Source organism: Enterobacter sp. Taxon_8, assembly GCF_058354585.1.
This window is the reverse complement of record NZ_CM177989.1, coordinates 2,111,555-2,130,868: the sequence shown is the minus strand read 5'-3', so window position 1 is coordinate 2,130,868 and position 19,314 is coordinate 2,111,555. Positions and strand designations below refer to the sequence as shown.

Sequence of the window (19,314 nt, the reverse complement as noted above, 5' to 3'; positions counted from 1 at the left end):
GATAAGACAAAACGCATTTTTATCGATTTTTGCGAAAAACGGGAAATCGAGCCGGGGAGGATTTATTCGCCCCCCGGCAGAAGATCTTACATCGAATACCCGGGCTTCTTAATAAGCTCCTCCAGCTTCGGTCCAATTTCGGTATCCCAGACCTGCGCCTTCCAGTCTTCAGGCGCGATCTGCTTCAACGCCACCGACACGGAACTGTCTTTACTGTTGAAATGGCGAATAATCACGTCGGCAATATCTGCCGCCAGTGCATCTTTTTGTTCGTCGTTCAAATCACGGGGAAAACATTTGATATCTACGTGTGGCATGTGCAGGCTTCCGGTTGTGAATGAGGGTTCCACGTTATCAGATAATTTTGTTTGCCTTTAACACCTTGTGCAGTTCCGGTAGCTGACATACGGCGTCCGCAATCGCCGTGAATTTAGGGGCATTTTCGGCAAACCAGGCGTGACGGGGCCCCCAGGTGCGCGCCACCACAATATACACATCGAGCAGCGTCAGCCGTTCCCCCAGCGCAAACGGGGTAGCCTTAAGCTGGCTTTCGAACCACAAATAGAGGGACTTCCGGTATTCGATGCAGTTTTTCTGCAGCTGTTCGGGCGCATCCGGCACCCAGCGTTCGGGATAGTCTGCATAGGTAAACGTGGGATAGACGTTGGCTACGAACCAGATGAGCAAACGCTGAAACTGCTGACGTTCAGCCTGCCCCACGGGCGGGGCGAGATCGGGACACCGGTCGAGCACCATCAGGGCAATCGCCGCCGTTTCGGTCATGATGGCACCATTTTCCAGCTCCAGCGTCGGCACCTGGCACAGCGGATTGAGCTTGTGCAGTAATTCACGCTGCGGACCGGGCTGGTCAAACCCGTCCACGTTGATAAATTGATAAGGGATATCAGCCAGGGTCAGCATCACTTCACCGATCGCCGAGCCCCAGCCGGGTACGCCATAGAGTTTAATCATGTTGCCCCCTCGGGAATGAAAACCCTAAGTGTAGAGCACCCTTAGTAGGTTATCCCAGGCGGGTTGACATCCGATTGCGCCACCGCTTCGCCCTGCTCGCCCCAGCGAGCCAGCACCTTCTGGTACTCTCCGCGCTTAATCGCGCCGTCCAGCGCGGCCTGCAGCGCGTAAACCAGCTCATTGCCCTTTTTAGTGGTCGTGGCAACAAACGCCTTCTTCGGCCCTAACCCCACGACGCGGGTTTTGCCGGTGAGCGCGGCTTTCCAGGATGAAACCGACTGAGGGCCAAAGAACACATCTGCCCTGCCGGACTGGATATAGAGATTGCCCGAGGCATCGTCGTGGAGATAGACCGGCAGCGCTGGCGCCCGCCCCGCCTTTTTGTTCTCTTCGTTCCAGCCCAGCAGGATGCGCTCCTGATTGGTGCCAGAGCCAACAATCACCCTTTTTCCGGCCAGATCTGCCGCGCTTTTGATTGACTGAATCTCGCTGGTCGATTTCACCGAAAACGCCAGCGAATCGACGCGGTAGGTCGCAAAATCAAACTTCTCTTTACGCTGTTCGGTCACCGCAATGTTCACCAGCGCCACGTCGTAGCGCCCGGAAGCGATCCCCAGCGGCCAGTCTTCCCACGCCGTCGGCACCAGCTTTAGCTTCAGCCCCAGGCTGCCCGCCAGCAGGCGGGCGATATCCGGATCGCTGCCAATCCGCGTGCGGTTATCGCTGGCCAGCAGCGCCAGCGGCGGGGAGTTCAGCATCGAGACGGCGACCGTCAGCGTACCCGGCTCAACGAATTTATAACCGGCGGGGATCTTCGCCACGGCCTGCCGATCCACCGTCACCGGCAGCGGCTGCTCGTTAGCTTGCAGATCGATGCTGGCGTGGCTCGCCGTCGTAAAAAGTAGCCCCGCCAGAAGTCCGTATTTCATCTGCGCTCCTTACAGCACTTTTGACAGGAACTGGCGCGTTCGCGCGTGTGACGGACGGTTTAACACCTCGTCACTGCTGCCCTGCTCGACAATTTTTCCGTCGACCATAAACACCACCTGATCCGCCACTTCCCGGGCAAAGCCGATCTCGTGAGTGACCACCACCAGCGTAGTGCCGGAGCGGGCCAGTTTTTTGATCACGTCCAGCACTTCCCCCACCAGCTCCGGATCCAGCGCCGAGGTGGGTTCATCAAACAGCATCACGCGTGGACGTAACGCCAGCGCGCGGGCAATGGCAATACGCTGCTGTTGCCCGCCGGAAAGATGCCGGGACCAGGCATCGGCTTTGTCCCGCAGCCCGACCACGTCCAGCAGGCTGTACGCTCTTTCCACCGCCTCTTTTTTGCTGAGCTTTTTATGCGCGATGGGCGCCTCAATCAGGTTTTCCAACACCGTGAGGTGCGGAAAGAGGTTGAAGTTCTGAAAAACGTAGCCCACGTTGACGCGCTGTTTGAGGATCTCTTTCTCCTTCAGCTCGTAGAGCTTGTCGCCCTGACGACGGTAGCCAATGTAGTCCCCGTCAATCTGAATAAAGCCTTCGTCGACGCGCTCCAGGTGGTTAATGGTGCGCAGCAGCGTCGATTTGCCCGACCCGGACGGCCCGAGAATGACCGTCACGGAACCGGGCGGGATCTCAAGCGAAACGTTGTCGAGCGCCTTATGGCGTCCAAAATACTTGCTGACGCCGGTAATCGAGATATGTCCTTCAGGAGAGGCTTGCATGGATAGGCTCCTGTGCTGTCGTGGTGGTGACGGAACGGATACGACGAGCGGCACGGTTCTGATTAACCGCAGAGCGGCGTTCGCTGCGGGCAAGCGCGCGTTCAACACCGTACTGGATAGCGGACAGGACGGTGGTGATCGCCAGATACCAGGCGGCACCGACCATCAGCAGCGGGATCACCTCCTGCGTGCGGTTGTAGATCATCTGAATGGTATAAAACAGCTCCGGCATCGCCAGGACGTACACCATCGCCGTGCCCTTGGCGAGGCTGATGATTTCATTGAAGCCCGACGGCAGAATAGTGCGCAGCGCCTGAGGCAAAATGATGCGGACCGTGCGGCGCCAGGCCGGCAGGCCGAGCGCGGCGGCGGCCTCATACTGCCCGTGATCGACCCCGAGGAATCCGCCGCGAACGATCTCGGCGGTATAGGCGCTCTGCACCAGGGTTAACCCCACCACTGCGGTAGAGAACTGCCCCAGCACGTTGATGGTTTCAAAGCTGCCCCAGGTGATGCCGGTAAACGGCACGCCGAGCGAGAGCGTATCGTAGAGATAGGAAAAGTTGTACAGGATAATCAGTACGACGATCAGCGGCAGCGAGCGAAACAGCCAGATGTAGGCCCACGCCAGGCTGCTCAGCAGCCAGGAAGAAGAGAGTCTCGCCAGGGCCAGCATGCCGCCAAACACCACGCTCAGCGCGGTACCGATCAGCGTCAGCAGCAGGGTCTGCCCGACGCCTTCGAGGATCACCGGGTCGAAGAACCAGCGGGCGAACACCGCCCACTCCCAGCGCGGGTTAAAGGCGACTGACTGAATCACGACCGCCAGGACAAACAGCGCCACCGCGGCGCCGACGGCCCGCAGCGGATAACGCGCCGGGACCACCTTAATGGTTTCAACGTTGCTCATCGTCGTTCCTCATGCGGTTTTACTGAACACTTCGCGTACCAGCGTTTTAGTGAATCGCAGCCGACCGTCAAACGGCGGCTGGCTGTACTCTTCCGGATCGCGGTTTAGATCGAACTGCGCCTGATAGCCCTGGCTGAGATAGAGCCTGACCGCTTCCGGCTGGCGAAAGCCGGTTGTCAGGTAGATCTGACTGTACCCTGCCAGCACCGCCCTGCGCTCAAGCTCCTGCACCACGCGCCCGGCAAGCCCCTGCTGACGCAGGGTTTTGTCCGTCCAGATGCGTTTGATTTCTGCGGTGCGTTCGTCGAACGGTTTGTACGCGCCGGTGGCAATAATCTTCCCGTCGCGCTCCAGCACGATAAACAGCCCCTGCGGCGCTAAATACCACTCGGTGAGCTCAATTTCCGCATCTTTGGAGAAGTAGTCCCCGTAGCGGGCCGCATATTCCCCGAACAGCCCCTCGATAATGGGCTGAAGCTCGGCATCTTCCGGTGAAACATCACGAAATCGTTCGCTCATCACGCCTCCTTAATCACCCAGGCCCGCCGGGTTCACTTCTGACTGAGGAATGCGCTCAACCCCTTCACCCCAGCGGTTCAGCACTTTGTCGTAATCGCCGTTTTTGATGACGCCGTTCAGCGCGGTTTGCACCGGCTCAACCAGCCCGCTGCCTTTCTTCAGCGTGACCGCGATGTGCGCAGCCTTCGGCCAGCCGCCGTCGACGCTGCCTACCAGTTTGGTTTTCCCGTTCAGCGCCGCTTTCCATGCGCCAATCACGTTCGGACCAAAGTAGGCATCCGCGCGCCCGGACTGCAGCGCCAGGGTTTGGGCGGCATCGTCTTTGGTATAGATCGGGGTAAAGGGCTTCAGTCCTTTCTTCAGATTTTCAGCATTCCATGCCAGCAGGATGGCCTCCTGATTGGTGCCAGAGCCGACGATAATCCGCAGCCCGGCAATGTCTTCCGCCTTCTGCAGCGACGTAATCGGGCTGGTGGATTTCACATAAAAGCCGAGGGAATCCTTCCGGTAAGTGGCGAAATCAAACTTCTCTTTACGCTCTTTGGTGACGGTTATGTTGCTGATGGCCGCATCGTATTTCCCGGACGCCACTCCCAGGGGCCAGTCTTCCCAGGAGGTTGGCACTACGTTCAGCTCCAGCCCGAGGCTGTCGGCGACCAGACGGGCGACGTCAACCTCGCTTCCCAGCAGCGTTTTGTTGTCGTCGGAGAAAACCGTCAGCGGCGGTTGATTGAGGCCCGCCACCGCCACGGTAAATTTCCCCGGCACGGCAAAGCGATAGTCTTTCGGCAGCTGTGCCACCGCATCATTGTTTTTGGCGGTATTAATCGGCGTTTTATTGGCCTCAATGCTCACGCCGGTGCCGTTAATATTGACGTTCTCTGCCCAGACGGCAGGGGTAAAGGCCAGCGCGAGCGCCAGAATAAGCGATGATTTCTGCATAGCGGGGTTCTCTTTTATTGTTGTGTGTACTGGTTTTTCGGTTGGTCTAAGCCAAGGCTTTCGCGCAGCGTGGTGCCCGGGTAGTCGGAACGGAACAGGCCGCGGGCCTGCAGAACAGGTACCACCTGGTCAACAAAGCGCGGGAAGGTGTCCGGCGTGCCGCCCTGAATGATGAAGCCGTCTGCGGCATAGCCTTCGAACCAGGCCTGCAGACCATCGGCTACCTCTTCCGGCGTACCGGAAAAACGCGGACGCGGCGAAGCGGCTTCAAGGGCCACCTGACGCAGGGTTAAGTTGCGCTCTCGGGCATTACGCTTAATTTCATCGGTGGTGCTGCGGAAGCTGTTTTTGCCTAAGTCGCCGATATCCGGGAACGGCTCGTCGAGCGGATACTGGCTGAAATCGTGATGTTCAAAATAGCGTCCGAGGTAATTGAGGGCGTCGTTAATCGACACCAGCGCCGCCGTGGTCTGGTACTGATTTTCCACGTCATCGGCGTCTTTACCCACAATCACGCTGACGCCCTGGAAAATATGGAGATCCGAGGCGCGGCGGCCGTTTGTTTCCAGCTGCTGTTTTACGTCCTGATAAAAGGCTTTTGCCTCGTCGAAGGTCTCGTGGTGGGTGAAAATGGCGTCGGCATGTTTCGCCGCCAGTTTTTTCCCGTCGTCCGACGCCCCGGCCTGAAATACAATCGGGCGACCCTGCGGCGTGCGGCCAATATTCAGCGGACCGGCGACCTGGAAGAAGTCACCGTGGTGATCGAGCGTATGCAGTTTGGCCGGGTCAAAAAATTGACCGCTCTCTTTGTTGCGGATAAACGCGTCGCCTTCCCAGGAATCCCACAGCCCTTTCACCACGTCGAGATACTCATCGGCAATGCGATAGCGCAGCGCGTGTTCGGGGTGTTTTTCGCGGGAAAAGTTCTTCGCCGACCCTTCCAGCGGCGAGGTCACCACGTTCCAGCCCGCGCGGCCGTTACTGAGGTGATCGAGGCTGGCAAACTGGCGCGCCGTGGTGAAGGGCTCGCTGTAGGAGGTGGATAAGGTTCCCACCAGTCCCAGGCGCGAGGTGATGCTGGCCAGTGCGGAAAGCACGGTTAACGGTTCAAAACGATTCAGAAAATGAGGGATCGATTTCTCGTTAATATAGAGACCATCGGCCACAAAGAGAAAATCGAGCTTCCCTTCCTCGGCCTTTAACGCCGTCGCTTTCACGAAGTCGAAATTAATACTGGCGTCGGCGATCGCCGCAGGATGGCGCCACGCGGACATATTTCCGGATGCACCATGCAGAATGGTGCCCAGCCGCAGTTGTCGGGTTGCAGACATATTTACCTCTCCTGAATTAAACGTGTTGCAGGGCTTTTTCCGCAAGCTGTGCAAAATAGCGGGCAGCGGGCTCAATCAGTGCTTCATCAGGGTTGAAGGCCGGGTGATGTAAACCAAACGGGCTGTTGCTGCCAATGCTGACAAACGCGCCGGGAACTGACTGCAAATAGACCGCAAAATCTTCCCCGCCCATATGCAGTTCCGCGTGCCGGGTTTCATATCCGGCGTCACGCGCGACCGAGGTGGCAAAATCAGCCCAGCGCTCATCGTTCACCAGTGCGGTAGGCCCGGCATACCAGGTGATATCAATCTGCGCGCTGAAGGCGCTGGCAAACCCGGCGGCGATTTCACCCACGCGGGCTTTCACATTCTGCTGCACTTCCGTGCGATGGGTGCGCAGCGTGCCTTCCAGCTCGACGCTTTCCGGCAGCACGTTCCAGGTGTTGCCGCCCGCGATGCGGGTCACGCTCAGCACCACCGAATCCAGCGTGTTGACGTTGCGGCTGGCGACGCTTTGCAGCGCCGTCACCAGCTGGCTTGCCAGCACAATGGCGTCGTTGCCTTCGTGAGGACGCGCGGCGTGCGCGCCTTTACCGGTAATGCGGATCACAAAGCGGTCGACGTTGGCATAGAACGGCCCGCCGCGCGTGGCGAACTCACCGACCGGCAGGCCGGGCTCGTTGTGCATGCCGAAGATTGCGCTGACATCGCGCAGGGCACCGGCGCGCACCATGCTCTTCGCACCGCCAAAATTCTCTTCGGCAGGCTGAAACAGGATCCGCACCCGGCCGTTTAGCGAGGCTTCTCGCTCTTTCAGCTTTAACGCGGCGCCGAGGATCACGCTGGTGTGGATATCGTGTCCGCAGGCGTGCATTACGCCTGCACGCTGCGAGCTGAACGGCACGCCGCTGCGCTCTTCAATCGGCAGGGCATCAATATCCGCCCGTAGCGCAATCAGTTTGCTGCCCGAGCCGATTTCCGCCACCAGCCCGGTCGACAGGTCGTAAGGCTGCAGGGTAATCCCGGCATTCGTCAGCCACTGGCGCAGGCGCGTTGTGGTCTCCACTTCCTGGCCGGACAGCTCCGGGTTCTGGTGCAGTTCGCGACGCCAGGCAATCAGCTGTTCGCCAAAGCTCATACGGTGACCTCCTTGTTAAGACGCGCCTCGGCCAGCAGACGCAGCGACGCGACGCGCGTTGCTCCCTCCGCCACCGGCGTGTCGATGATAAATTCGTCAATGCCCCACTGCTGATGCAGCGCGTTGAGCTGTTCCAGAACCGAATCAGCGGTGCCCGCCAGCAGCGACTGCGCGCGACGTGCGATGCGCACCGGCTCGCTGCCCGCCTGGCGCGCAAACGCGTAGGCCTGCTCTTCGCTGGCCACGGTGACACGCTGTCCGTTTGCCAGCTCAACGCCCCACACTTCGACCTTCTGCGCCAGCGCGTCTGCTTCGGCCTGCGTTGGCGCGACGATCGCCTGCACCGCCACAATCACGTCCCGTGCGCTGTGCTTACGCCAGGTCGATACCACCTCGCGCAACAGATCCGGATCGCCGTTCAGGTGCGCGGCAAACACAAAGTTCCAGTCGAGCCCGGCGGCCAGCAGCGCGCTATCGATACTCGCGCCCAGCAGGAAACCCTCAGCAGGCAACGGCGGCAGCGGCGTGGCGCGGACGGCCTCTTCATTTGACTGATGCTCAGGACGGATCCAGCGATCGAGCTGAGCCAGCTGTTCTGCAAAGCTGCCCTTTTCCTGTTGATTCAGGCCCTGCTGCAGCGCGCGGGTTGAGAGCGGTAATCCGCCGGGGGCTTTCCCGACGCCGAGATCGACGCGGCCAGGCGCCAGCGCGGCCAGCACGTTGAAATTCTCAGCGACTTTATAAGGGCTGTAGTGCTGGAGCATCACGCCGCCAGAGCCAACGCGAATGCGCGTGGTTTGCCCGAGGATCCAGGCAATCAGCAGCTCCGGCGAAGGGCTGGCAAGCTGTGGGGTGTTGTGGTGTTCGGCAATCCAGAAGCGGTGATAGCCCAGATTTTCTGCCTGCTGCGCCAGCGCCAGGGTACGCGCCAGCGCATCGGCAGCCGTTTCGTTTTCAGCGATGGGGCTTTTATCCAGAATGCTGATTCGCCATGACATGTTGCGTTCTCGTTTGACTTAACATGTCGACATTATTAAAGGCGCATTTCACCACTGAGAAACAATTAATTTACATTTAGTTTGCCGGAAATCAGATATATAAAACCATGCTAAGAATAAGACTTTAAGGAGGCGATCAGCGTTTCCACCTGCTCACGACGGGTAATGCGGACGAAGCGAATATGGCTGTATTGCGGGTTTTGCAGATCGGCTTCATAGCGCGTGCGGTTATTACGCCAGGTTTTGATCGTCCAGATGATAATGGATTCTCTGCTGAAGAACGCGCGCCGGAAACTCTCTTTATTTCCCGTTCCGGGCCAAAGCTCGTGTTTATGCCAGGCCCGTTTTATTGCTCGGGTAACCGCCTGCCTGAGGGTGCGGGTAAACCCGTAATCCACCCACACCACCACGTCTACATTGCGCCATTTCACCGGTCGCGTACGGTTGTAGTTTCCGTCGAGCACCCAGTCTGGCGAAGCCTGTAGCGCCTGCTCCAGCTTTTCCTGAAACTCATCGTCCGGCGTGCCCTGCCAGTCAGCCTGCCAGTAGAGTCTGTCCATCTCGATACAGGGAATAGACAGCGCGGTCGCAATCTGCTTCGCCAGCGTGCTTTTTCCGCTCCCGCTGGTTCCGATGACGTTAATTTTCACCTCAGCCTCACTGTGTTAACGAAAACTGACCAAATGATAGCGTTTTCATCCTGTTAACGAAACGCTATTTCAGCATGACAATTTTTCCAGAGTGACGATCTCCCTCTTGCAGTTTGGGTTATGTCATTTATTTGCATCGCCATCCAAAAATGCCCCTGAAAATATTTTCATTTTTATTACATCCGACAAAATTAACAGATTAAAAATAATGAACGGTGGGTATTTCAGGCTGTCAGAATTTCAGAGAGAATAAGAACAAGACAGTTATAAAAAATAATCACCCTCATCTTGCCGGAGCATTTTCCGGTTGTTTTTTATTCTTGCACATCACCATGGAGTTACTCATGAGGCGTAACACTCCCGTTACACAAAACGAGTATTTACTTAACGATGGTTCGACGTTAATGTCGACCACCGATACAAAAAGTCATATTACCTACGCTAATTCCGCTTTTATTGAAGCCAGCGGATATAAAGAAGAGCATCTTTTGGGCGAGCCGCATAACCTCATCCGCCATCCCGACATGCCTGCCGAAGCGTTTGGCGACATGTGGTTTACCCTGCAGCAAGGTGAGACCTGGACCGGGCTGGTGAAGAATCGTCGTCATAATGGCGATCACTACTGGGTGCGAGCAAACGTGACGCCGGTCTGGCAGGGCGGCTCCCTGACGGGCTATATTTCCGTGCGAAATAAACCCACACGCGAGGAGATTGCGGCCAGTGAAAAACTCTATACAAAAGTGCGTAATAACGAATTAAAACATTACCGTTTTTATAAAGGATTGCTGGTTCGACGCGGTTTATTTTCATTTATCTCGCTCTTTAAATGTCTCAGCACCCGTAAACGAATCCATCTTGGTATTGCGACGACGGCGTTACTCTCCTGTCTGGCCGTGTATTTATTTCCTGATAAATTTGTGCAATCGGCAAGTCTGGTGCTGTTGTTTACTTCCCTGGCTTATTATCTTCATGCGCAGATCGCCAGTCCGTTAAAATCCATTGTGCAACAGATGCAGCGCGTGGTTTCAGGACGTAAAACGGACTATTACCATTTTGACAGGATCGATGACATCGGGCTGATGATGCGCCTGGTGAATCAATCAGGTTTGAACCTGAATTCGCTGGTTGACGATGTCGGGGCGCAAATCAGCGGAATTAGCACCATCAGCCAGCAGGTTGCCAAAGAAGGTGCGGCGCTACAGACGCGCTCTGAAGAAACAGCAGACTTTCTGCAGCAAACCGCGTCGGCAGTAGAAGAGATTGCCAGCGCGGTGAAGCAGACGGCGGAAACCGCGAACGAGGCGATCCAGATGGCCGATCGCACCAGCGACAGCGCACACCGCGGTGAAGCGATGATGAAAGAGACCATCGGTATGATGCAGTCCGTGTCGCAGGATAACAGCCAGATCGTTGATATTATCAGCGTTATCGATCGCATTGCCTTCCAGACCAACATTCTTGCGCTGAACGCTGCCGTTGAAGCGGCGCGTGCGGGTGAAGCCGGGCGCGGTTTTGCCGTGGTGGCGGCTGAGGTGCGCAATCTTGCGCAGCACTCCGCGACGGCGGCGAAAGAGATCAAAGCGCTGATCGAGAAAAACGTCGCCAGCGTCAACGCTGGCGTGCAGAAAGTGGAACAGACCGAAACGCAGCTGACGGTTATGATCGACAACGTGCTGCGGGTCTCCTCCCTGATTAAGGAGATCGGCCACGCCACGCAGGAGCAAACCCAGGCGCTGACGCTCATCAACGCATCCATCTCCCGTATCGGCGCAATGACCCACAACAATACGGGGATGGTGGATAACGTCACTCACGCCGCGAATCACCTGACGGAGCGCACGACGCGCCTTAAGCAGGCGATTGCCGTTTTTGGCGGTTAGCCGTTCGGGGTCTGTGAAGCCTGAGATTATTTTTGTGCGTTATCGCAGATCCGTCACCCGCCTGTTACCGTTTCATGTTAACGGCGGGTGCTCTGAGGTAACCCCAATTTATACCATCTGGTAATAATTAAGATATTCTGATGATTAAATAATCAACCTCGCGATTGTTTTGACTAAAAACTCATCACGATTCAGCGTGTTGTGATCCCCGTCTGCTCTGACCACACGATTTCCTTCGACGTGCATCACTTTCGGCACGGTTATATTTTGCGTCGCTTATGAATTGCAGGTAGGATGCCTCGCCATGTTTCGCCTTATCCATACGCAGAATGACTGGGAAGGCGACATGTGTTTGCGCAGAAGCAATCGTTTGTATTGCTCTCTGCCAGGCAGGACTATCACGATAATGGTTCAGACAGGCAAACAGGTAACTCAATGAAAACAAGCAATAAAAGCGCAGCCGATCATCACGCTGCTAAACGTCGCTGGTTGAACTCCCACGAAGAGGGCTACCACAAAGCGATGGGCAACCGTCAGGTTCAAATGATCGCCATCGGCGGCGCTATCGGAACGGGTCTGTTTTTAGGTGCTGGTGCACGCCTGCAGATGGCTGGCCCGGCTCTCGCCCTGGTCTATCTGGTGTGCGGGATCTTCTCTTTCTTCATTCTACGCGCGCTGGGCGAACTGGTACTGCATCGCCCTTCCAGCGGCAGCTTCGTCTCTTATGCCCGTGAATTCCTCGGTGAAAAAGCCGCTTACGTTGCGGGCTGGATGTACTTCGTCAACTGGGCAATGACCGGTATCGTCGATATCACCGCCGTAGCGCTGTATATGCACTACTGGGGCGCGTTTGGCGATGTGCCGCAGTGGGTCTTTGCGCTTGGCGCGCTGGCGATTGTCGGCACCATGAACATGATCGGCGTGAAGTGGTTCGCGGAGATGGAGTTCTGGTTTGCGCTGGTAAAAGTACTGGCCATCGTGGTGTTCCTGGTCGTGGGTACCGTCTTCCTCGGCAGCGGCAAGCCGCTGGACGGCAATGCCACCGGCTTCCACCTGATAACCGATAACGGTGGATTCTTCCCGCACGGTCTGCTGCCTGCGCTGGTGCTGGTTCAGGGCGTCGTGTTCGCCTTCGCCTCCATCGAGCTGGTGGGCACCGCAGCAGGGGAATGTAAAGACCCGCAGACCATGGTGCCAAAAGCCATTAATAGCGTGATCTGGCGTATCGGTCTGTTCTACGTCGGCTCCGTGGTGCTGCTGGTTCTGCTGCTCCCGTGGACTGCCTATCAGGCGGGTCAGAGTCCGTTCGTGACCTTCTTCTCTAAGCTGGGCGTGCCTTACGTTGGCAGCATCATGAACATCGTGGTCCTGACCGCAGCGCTCTCCAGCCTGAACTCCGGTCTTTACTCTACCGGCCGTATCCTGCGCTCCATGTCCATGGGCGGTTCTGCGCCGAAATTCATGTCGAAGATGAGCAAGCAGCACGTGCCGTACGCCGGTATTCTGGCGACGCTGGTAGTGTACGTATTCGGCGTATTCCTGAACTATCTGGTACCGTCTCAGGTATTCGAAATCGTTCTGAACGTGGCGGCACTCGGGATTATCGCGTCCTGGGGCTTTATCGTGGTCTGCCAGATGCGTCTGCGTAAAGCGATTAAAGAAGGCAAAGCCGCTGACGTCAGCTTTAAGCTGCCTGGCGCGCCGGTGACCTCCTGGCTCACCCTGCTCTTCCTGTTCAGCGTGCTGGTGCTGATGGCGTTCGACTACCCGAACGGCACCTACACCATCGCGACCATTCCGCTGCTGGCCGTGCTGCTTATTGCGGGCTGGTTCGGCGTGCGTAAACGCGTTCATGAAATTCACAGCACCGCGCCGGTTCATCCTGATGATGAAAAACACGACGCGCCGCTGGTGGAAGAAACCTCGCGTTAAGCATCCGGTAAGCATTAAAAAGGGAAGGCAAATGCCTTCCCTTTTTTTATCTTACAGCGCGATACGAATGACATCGTCAGGCTGGGTGGCTTCCTGCTGGCGGGTGGATTTTTGCTTCACCGTCACGTACAGGGTTTTGCCATCCGCAGAGAGCGCCAGGCTGTTCGGGTAGACCGGCGTGTCGAACGTTTTAGTCACCTTATACGTTTTCGCATCTATCACGCTCACCTTGCCGGCTTCACGGTGCGTCACATAGGCTTCATTGCGGGCCGGGTTAAACAGGACCGCCAGGGATTCCGGCGCGGCGATTTTCGCGATCACGCTGCCGTCTTTCAGGCTCACCACCAGCACTTCCGGCTGCTTTGAATCAGTCAGGAACGCACGCTGACCGGCTGTGTCGAGGCTCAGGTTCAGATAGAAGTGCTCTTTCCCGTCATCCTGCACTTTTTTACGGCTCAGGATTTTGTTCGTGGCCGTATCAATGGTTAACAGCTCGCCGTCCGCATTCGTGGTGTACAGACGTTTCGCCTGCCCATCCAGCGCCAGGCCGGTGCTGTAGGTGCCCGTATTGGCAATGGTCTCTTTTAGCTTCAGCGTGGCGCCATCCACCACCCAAATCACGCTCTCTTTACCGACACCGGTGATGTAAATGGTGTTGCTCGCGTCGTCCGCCACCAGCTGGCGCGGCTGCAGCGGTTTGACGGTTTCGCTGCGTTGACGCCCGTCCAGCACCAGCCGCCCTTTTACGTCACCCGTTTTAGCATCAATCGCGGTTACCGCGCCGTTGATCGTATTGCCGAACCACAGCGTTTGGGTCGCATTGTCAATGGTGGCACCAAAGGGCTTGAGATCGCTATGGATCGCCTGCGTCACGTCCAGCGTGACCGGATCAAGACGGTAGACAACTCCGCCCTTATCGGTTTTACGGCTTTGCGAGGTCGCCACCCACAGCGCATTCTCCTGCTGGCTGACCGCCATTTCATACGCCCCTTTGCCCACCGCTTTACGCAGCACCTCTTCGGCGGCATGCACCTGGAACGTCCCGGCAAGCAGTAAAGTGGCAGACAGCAGTGACAGGCTCAGACGCGGTGAGCACAGATGACGTAAAGACATAACAATTCCTTTTCTGAAAAGTGGGGTTGGGCTGACATCACTTCCGGCAGACAACGTCATGGCATTGCCTTTTGATAATGAGAATAGTAATCATTAATGTGTTAAATGTGGAGTTTTTCTTTCCCGCTTCGCCTTCCATTAACGCAATGTGCGGTTATAGTTTTCAAAACTTTTACAAAACCTTTAACATATATGGACATGTTCCATTTGGTTCGTTTACATACCACAACCGGTTTTATTCATGAAAATCATTTCTGCCCGTAAGGCTTCTCTCCCGCTGCTGCTGGTTCCTGTTATTTTTACGCCGCTCACCGCAATGAGCGCGGAAGAACAAACCATGATCGTCAGCGCCACGCCGCAAACCGTATCGGAACTCGATACACCGGCCGCGGTCAGCGTCGTCAATGGCGACGATCTGCGCCAGGCCGCGCCCCGCATTAACCTGTCTGAATCCCTTGGCAGCGTACCCGGGCTGCAAATTCAGAACCGTCAAAACTACGCCCAGGATCTCCAGCTTTCGATGCGCGGATTTGGTGCCCGATCAACGTTTGGCGTGCGCGGTATCCGTATGTATGTCGACGGTATCCCTGCCACCATGCCGGACGGTCAGGGCCAGACCTCCAACATCGATCTTTCCAGCGTGGAGAGCGTTGAAGTGCTGCGCGGCCCCTTCTCAGCCCTGTACGGCAACGCCTCCGGCGGCGTGATTAACATCAACACCCAGACCGGTAAGCAGCCGCCGACCATTGAAGCCAGCAGCTATTACGGCAGCTACGGTACCTGGCGCTACGGCATGAAAGCCACCGGCGCGATGGGTGATGGCACCCACGCGGGCGATGTGGATTACACAGTTTCCACCACCCGTTTCACCACCAAAGGCTACCGCGACCACAGCGGCGCGCGGAAAAACCTCGCTAACGCCAAACTGGGCGTGCGCATTGACGACGTCAGCAAGCTGACGCTGATTTTCAACAGCGTGGACATGAAGGCCAACGATCCGGGCGGGCTGAGCTATCAGGAGTGGCAGAACAATCCGCGTCAGTCTCCGCGCGGCGACCAGTACAACACCCGCAAGACCATCAAGCAGACCCAGGCCGGTATGCGCTACGATCGCCAGCTCAGCGCTCAGGACGACCTGAGCGTGATGATGTACGCCGGCGAGCGTGAAATGACGCAGTACCAGTCGATTCCGTATCAGCCGCAGCTAAAAGCCTCCCATTCCGGCGGTGTGATTGATATGCAGCGCCACTATCAGGGCGTGGATACCCGCTGGACGCATCGCGGCGAGCTGCTGGTGCCGGTGACTTTTACCACCGGTCTGAACTACGAAAACCTGAGTGAAGATCGTCGCGGCTATGAGAACTTCGTGATGAGCAACGGCGTGCCGGACTACGGCGTGAAGGGTGATAAGCGTCGAAACGAACGTAACCTGATGTGGAACGTTGACCCTTACCTGCAAACGAGCTGGCAGCTGACGCAGAAACTCTCTGTTGATGCGGGGGTGCGCTACAGTTCGGTCTGGTTTGATTCCAACGACCATTACGTTACGCCGGGCAACGGTGATGACAGCGGTGACGCGAGCTATCACAAATGGCTTCCGGCCGGTTCCGTGAAGTATGCGGTGACGGACGCATGGAACCTCTACGCTGCCGCAGGGCGTGGGTTCGAAACGCCAACCATCAACGAGCTCTCCTATCGCGCCGATAACCAGGGAGGCCTCAACATTGGGCTGCAGCCGTCCACCAACAATACGTATGAAGTGGGCAGCAAAACCCGAATCGGCAACGGCCTGCTGACGGCGGCGCTGTTCCGCACCGATACGGATGACGAGATCGTGGTGGACTCCAGTTCAGGCGGCCGCACAACCTATAAAAATGCCGGGAAAACCCGTCGTCAGGGTGTGGAAGTTTCCCTCGATCAGCAGTTTGCTGAGAACTGGAAGCTGAAGATGGCGTGGACGTATCTGGATGCCACCTACCGGACTAACGTCTGCAGCGACGCAGACTGTAACGGTAACCGGATGCCGGGTATTGCCCGCAATATGGGTTTCGCTTCGTTTGGCTGGCAGCCGGAGGAAGGCTGGTACGCGGGCACGGACGTGCGTTACATGAGCGATATCATGGCCGACGACGAGAATACGGCGAAAGCGCCGTCGTATACGGTGGTCGGGCTGAACACAGGGTACAAATTCAACTACGGCAGCTGGGGCATGGACGTCTTTGGCCGCGTCGATAACCTGTTCGATAAAGAGTACGCGGGCTCGGTTATTGTCAACGAGTCTAACGGTCGTTATTACGAGCCTGCACCTGGCCGTAACTACGGGGTCGGGCTGTCGGTCTCTTATCGCTTCGAGTAAGCTAAAAGAAAAGTTTATTTGATTAATGAAATAACGCTCCTGATGGCAATAAACCATCAGGAGTTATTCACCGGATAAATAATTAGGTGCGAAATATAGTCGCCCTGCTAAATAATCTCTTAGTTAAAATATTGTCGCTGTAAAAGCAAATTCGCTTCATCAATCACCTTATCAATCGCCTTCTGGCAGGCAACAACATCTCTTCTCTCAAGGGCGGAAAGGAGTTCGTCATAGTGATATGTCGAGGCTTTGATATCGTTAAGCTCCTGATGCAGATAGTTCATACAGGGCCCGATGCGCACCCAGAGCTGCTCAATTAATGCATTAAGCGTAGGCATTTCCGCATACTGATACAGCGTAAACCGGAAGACGCGATTCGCATGCAACGCCTGCTGGACATTCCCGTTGCGCATGGCCTCATGGAAGGCCTCCGACAATTTGCGCAACGCCTCCAGTTTGCTATCAGACATATTCCGACAGGCTGCGGCGACCGCCATTGGCTCAAGCTGTTTTCTTATGGCGTTAATCTCGTTATAGCGCTCCAGCGTAACCTCCGGAACCAGAAATGCCTGCGCGGGCGTAGCGTGTAATGCCCCTGATGACACCAGGCGCAAAAGCGCCTCGCGAACAGGGGTAATACTGGTTCCTAATTTATCGGCAATTTCTTTCGTAATCAGTCGTGCCCCAGGTTTGAGTGAGCCTGTAATTAACGCTCCTTTCAAACTGAGTTCAACTTGCATAGTAAGACTGACCCTTTGGGCTTTTTCTAAGTGATCCAAATCAAGCATGTGGAATTCCTGTAGCTAAAACTTAATGCTATTTTTAAACGCCAGTTTTAATAAAACGGCGCTGGTCCGATATATCCTGTATCGTCATGCCTGGTGGTGGGAGATACGTAAAAACAGCAAAAAAAGCAAATTTTGTTTTTTTATCGTTTTCGGGCTCATCCGGGATGATGGCGCGAAAAGCTATGTCCAGTAATTAAAGACAATATATCGTATCTTCACAAATAAATATGGCGGGAAACCCCGCCATATTGCTGTTTATTTATTGTCACTCGCGACGCGAATCACGACTTTGCCGAAGTTTCGTCCTTCCAGCAGGCCAATCAGCGCCTCGGGGGCGTTCTCCAGCCCGTCCGTTACCTGTTCGCGATAGTGGATTTTCCCCTCCTGCACCCAGCGCCCCATCTCTTCCTGGAACTCCTTAATGCGGTGCCCGTAATCCTGTCCGATGATAAAGCCCTGCATACGAATGCGTTTCTTCAGGATGGTCGCCATCAGGAGCGGCAGGCGATCCGGCCCCTCGGGCAATCCCGTCGCATTGTAGCCGCTTACCAGACCGCATACCGGCACGCGCGCGGAGGTATTGAGTAACGGCAGCACGGCGTCAAATACTTTTCCGCCAACGTTTTCATAATAGACATCAATTCCTTTCGGGCAGGCGTGCTTCAGTTGGTCGGCAAAATCGGCCGCGTGATGATCCAGACACAGGTCAAACCCGAGAACCTCAACGGCATGGCGGCATTTCTCTGCGCCACCGGCCACACCAACCACCCGACAACCCTTGATTTTGCCGATCTGCCCGACGGTCGCGCCAACCGGACCGGTTGCCGCAGCCACCACCAGCGTTTCACCGGCTTTCGGTTGCCCGATATCCAGCAGCCCCATATAGGCGGTAAAGCCCGGCATACCCAGTATCCCCAGCGACCAGGAAGGATGAGACGGATTTTCGCCCAGCTTCACAAGGCCGCTGCCGTCCGAGAGGTCATACTCCTGCCAGCCGCTGTAGCCCAGCACCCATTCACCCGGTTTGAAATCGGGATGATTTGACTGCTCAACCCGGCTGACCGTTCCCCCCACCATCACCGCACCCAGCTCAACCGGCGGTGAATAGGATGGCGCATCGCTCATGCGCCCCCGCATGTACGGGTCCAGCGACAGCCAGACGGTACGAAGCAAAAGCTGCCCCTCAACAGGGGCTGGAACAGGCTGCGTTTCCAGACGAAAATTTTCCGCCACCGGCGCGCCCTGAGGACGAGAGGCCAGCACCCAGCGGCGATTTTGCGAAACAGATTGATTCATCAGGATCTCCTTCTGGTACAAATGTTATTACAGCCTGGCTCACGATCGGCGTTATCGCATTAGCATTACGAGCCGGACTGGTTAAGCCGTACAACCAGATAGATGCAGGTTTCATTCGTTTCGTTGATGAACCGGCAGTCATTTGGCGGCCCCAGTTCGAGACAGTCGCCGGCGTGCATTTCGTGGCGAGTGTCGCCCTCCTGAAACACCAGCTCACCGGACTGCAGCCAGATAAGCTGACGCGCCAGCGCGTAAGAAGAGGCAGGCATCGGAACATCGCTGCCCGCAGGCAGTTCAACCTGAACAAGGTCGATGGGCAGATCGGTGCGGGGAGAAACATGACGGCGCAGGTAGTGCGTCTGCGGATCGCGCCAGACGGGCTGGTTTGCAAGGCGCAGCAGCTTGCCTTCCTGCATCTCGGCCCGGGCAATCAGCGTGGACATGCTGATGCCAAACGCGCCTGACAGGCGGGCAAGCAAGGTGGCCGTCGGGCTACTGTCCCCGCGTTCAATCTTGTGGATCATGGCGCGGGAGACGCCTGCCCGGTCGGCCAGCTCGCTCAGGGACCATCCGCGAGACTCACGCTCCAGGCGAATTCTTGCGCTAATCCGTTGATTCATCGTGTCTGTTATGGTGTTCATGACGTCATACTATAGTGAATGAAGAGCATTTCAATGGGCTTTTGATAACAAAAAAATATGGCTTATGCCGTAGCGTTCGAGCTATACGATTGTGTAATATCGTAGCCAAAGCGTAACACTATAGTGAACAACACAC

At 56.4% G+C, this 19,314-nt stretch carries 16 protein-coding genes and 1 pseudogene; 3 read left to right on the top strand and 14 right to left on the bottom strand.

The genetic code is table 11. The annotated features are described in order from the left end of the window. Window positions 1-86: 86 nt before the first annotated feature. The 10 genes and pseudogenes from pptA to AC4IBF_RS10040 form a co-directional block, all read right to left on the bottom strand. Window positions 87-317, bottom strand: a complete 231-nt coding sequence (gene pptA / locus AC4IBF_RS10085) for a tautomerase PptA (RefSeq protein WP_136194931.1) — start codon at window positions 315-317, stop codon at window positions 87-89. 37 nt (window positions 318-354) lie between these two features. Beyond that, window positions 355-972 (bottom strand): glutathione S-transferase family protein, encoded by a 618-nt coding sequence (locus AC4IBF_RS10080; protein ID WP_491463285.1) that lies wholly within the window; start codon window positions 970-972, stop codon window positions 355-357. Between the two features lie 41 nt (window positions 973-1,013). After that, window positions 1,014-1,901: a transporter substrate-binding domain-containing protein gene (locus AC4IBF_RS10075; RefSeq protein ID WP_491463284.1), complete on the bottom strand. Its 888-nt coding sequence runs from the start codon at window positions 1,899-1,901 to the stop codon at window positions 1,014-1,016. 9 nt (window positions 1,902-1,910) lie between these two features. Then, window positions 1,911-2,684: an amino acid ABC transporter ATP-binding protein gene (locus AC4IBF_RS10070; RefSeq protein WP_023311967.1), complete on the bottom strand. Its 774-nt coding sequence runs from the start codon at window positions 2,682-2,684 to the stop codon at window positions 1,911-1,913. Then, window positions 2,668-3,594, bottom strand: a complete 927-nt coding sequence (locus tag AC4IBF_RS10065; protein ID WP_133294512.1) for an amino acid ABC transporter permease — start codon at window positions 3,592-3,594, stop codon at window positions 2,668-2,670. The genes AC4IBF_RS10070 and AC4IBF_RS10065 overlap by 17 nt, the downstream gene beginning before the upstream one ends. A 9-nt stretch (window positions 3,595-3,603) precedes the next feature. Continuing rightward, window positions 3,604-4,113, bottom strand: coding sequence for a GNAT family N-acetyltransferase (locus tag AC4IBF_RS10060; protein WP_491463283.1), 510 nt, complete (start codon window positions 4,111-4,113; stop codon window positions 3,604-3,606). Between the two features lie 9 nt (window positions 4,114-4,122). Continuing rightward, window positions 4,123-6,386 (bottom strand): annotated as a pseudogene (locus AC4IBF_RS10055) (NtaA/DmoA family FMN-dependent monooxygenase). A 16-nt stretch (window positions 6,387-6,402) separates the two neighbouring features. After that, window positions 6,403-7,524: an amidohydrolase gene (locus AC4IBF_RS10050; RefSeq protein WP_136194937.1), complete on the bottom strand. Its 1,122-nt coding sequence runs from the start codon at window positions 7,522-7,524 to the stop codon at window positions 6,403-6,405. Then, entirely contained in the window at window positions 7,521-8,522 is a 1,002-nt protein-coding gene (locus tag AC4IBF_RS10045; RefSeq protein WP_136194938.1) for an LLM class flavin-dependent oxidoreductase, read from the bottom strand. The genes AC4IBF_RS10050 and AC4IBF_RS10045 overlap by 4 nt, the downstream gene beginning before the upstream one ends. A gap of 110 nt (window positions 8,523-8,632) precedes the next feature. Continuing rightward, the gene (locus tag AC4IBF_RS10040) at window positions 8,633-9,172 is read right to left on the bottom strand and encodes an AAA family ATPase (protein WP_491463282.1); all 540 of its coding nucleotides are present in this window, start codon (window positions 9,170-9,172) and stop codon (window positions 8,633-8,635) included. Window positions 9,173-9,516: 344 nt separating this feature from the next. Here AC4IBF_RS10040 and AC4IBF_RS10035 point away from each other — a divergent pair, with 344 nt between their 5' ends. Beyond that, window positions 9,517-11,052, top strand: a complete 1,536-nt coding sequence (locus AC4IBF_RS10035) for a methyl-accepting chemotaxis protein (protein ID WP_133294517.1) — start codon at window positions 9,517-9,519, stop codon at window positions 11,050-11,052. A gap of 435 nt (window positions 11,053-11,487) precedes the next feature. Further along, entirely contained in the window at window positions 11,488-12,984 is a 1,497-nt protein-coding gene (gene ansP, locus AC4IBF_RS10030; RefSeq protein ID WP_111963662.1) for an L-asparagine permease, read from the top strand. A 51-nt stretch (window positions 12,985-13,035) separates the two neighbouring features. Here the strand turns inward: ansP and yncE are convergent, their stop codons facing one another. Then, complete coding sequence (gene yncE / locus AC4IBF_RS10025; protein ID WP_288460976.1) at window positions 13,036-14,097, bottom strand: 7-bladed beta-propeller protein YncE; 1,062 nt, start codon at window positions 14,095-14,097, stop codon at window positions 13,036-13,038. 241 nt (window positions 14,098-14,338) lie between these two features. Here yncE and pqqU point away from each other — a divergent pair, with 241 nt between their 5' ends. Further along, window positions 14,339-16,453 (top strand): TonB-dependent receptor PqqU, encoded by a 2,115-nt coding sequence (gene pqqU / locus AC4IBF_RS10020; RefSeq protein ID WP_288460978.1) that lies wholly within the window; start codon window positions 14,339-14,341, stop codon window positions 16,451-16,453. 119 nt (window positions 16,454-16,572) lie between these two features. Here the strand turns inward: pqqU and AC4IBF_RS10015 are convergent, their stop codons facing one another. The 3 genes from AC4IBF_RS10015 to AC4IBF_RS10005 all read right to left on the bottom strand — a co-directional run bounded on the left by AC4IBF_RS10015 (window position 16,573) and on the right by AC4IBF_RS10005 (window position 19,178). Continuing rightward, window positions 16,573-17,241 (bottom strand): GntR family transcriptional regulator, encoded by a 669-nt coding sequence (locus AC4IBF_RS10015; RefSeq protein WP_111963665.1) that lies wholly within the window; start codon window positions 17,239-17,241, stop codon window positions 16,573-16,575. Between the two features lie 255 nt (window positions 17,242-17,496). After that, window positions 17,497-18,537, bottom strand: a complete 1,041-nt coding sequence (gene curA, locus AC4IBF_RS10010; RefSeq protein WP_133294520.1) for an NADPH-dependent curcumin/dihydrocurcumin reductase — start codon at window positions 18,535-18,537, stop codon at window positions 17,497-17,499. A 65-nt stretch (window positions 18,538-18,602) separates the two neighbouring features. Next, a complete protein-coding gene (locus AC4IBF_RS10005) occupies window positions 18,603-19,178 on the bottom strand; it encodes a helix-turn-helix domain-containing protein (protein WP_008501301.1) in 576 nt (191 codons plus the stop codon). Window positions 19,179-19,314 lie beyond the last annotated feature (136 nt).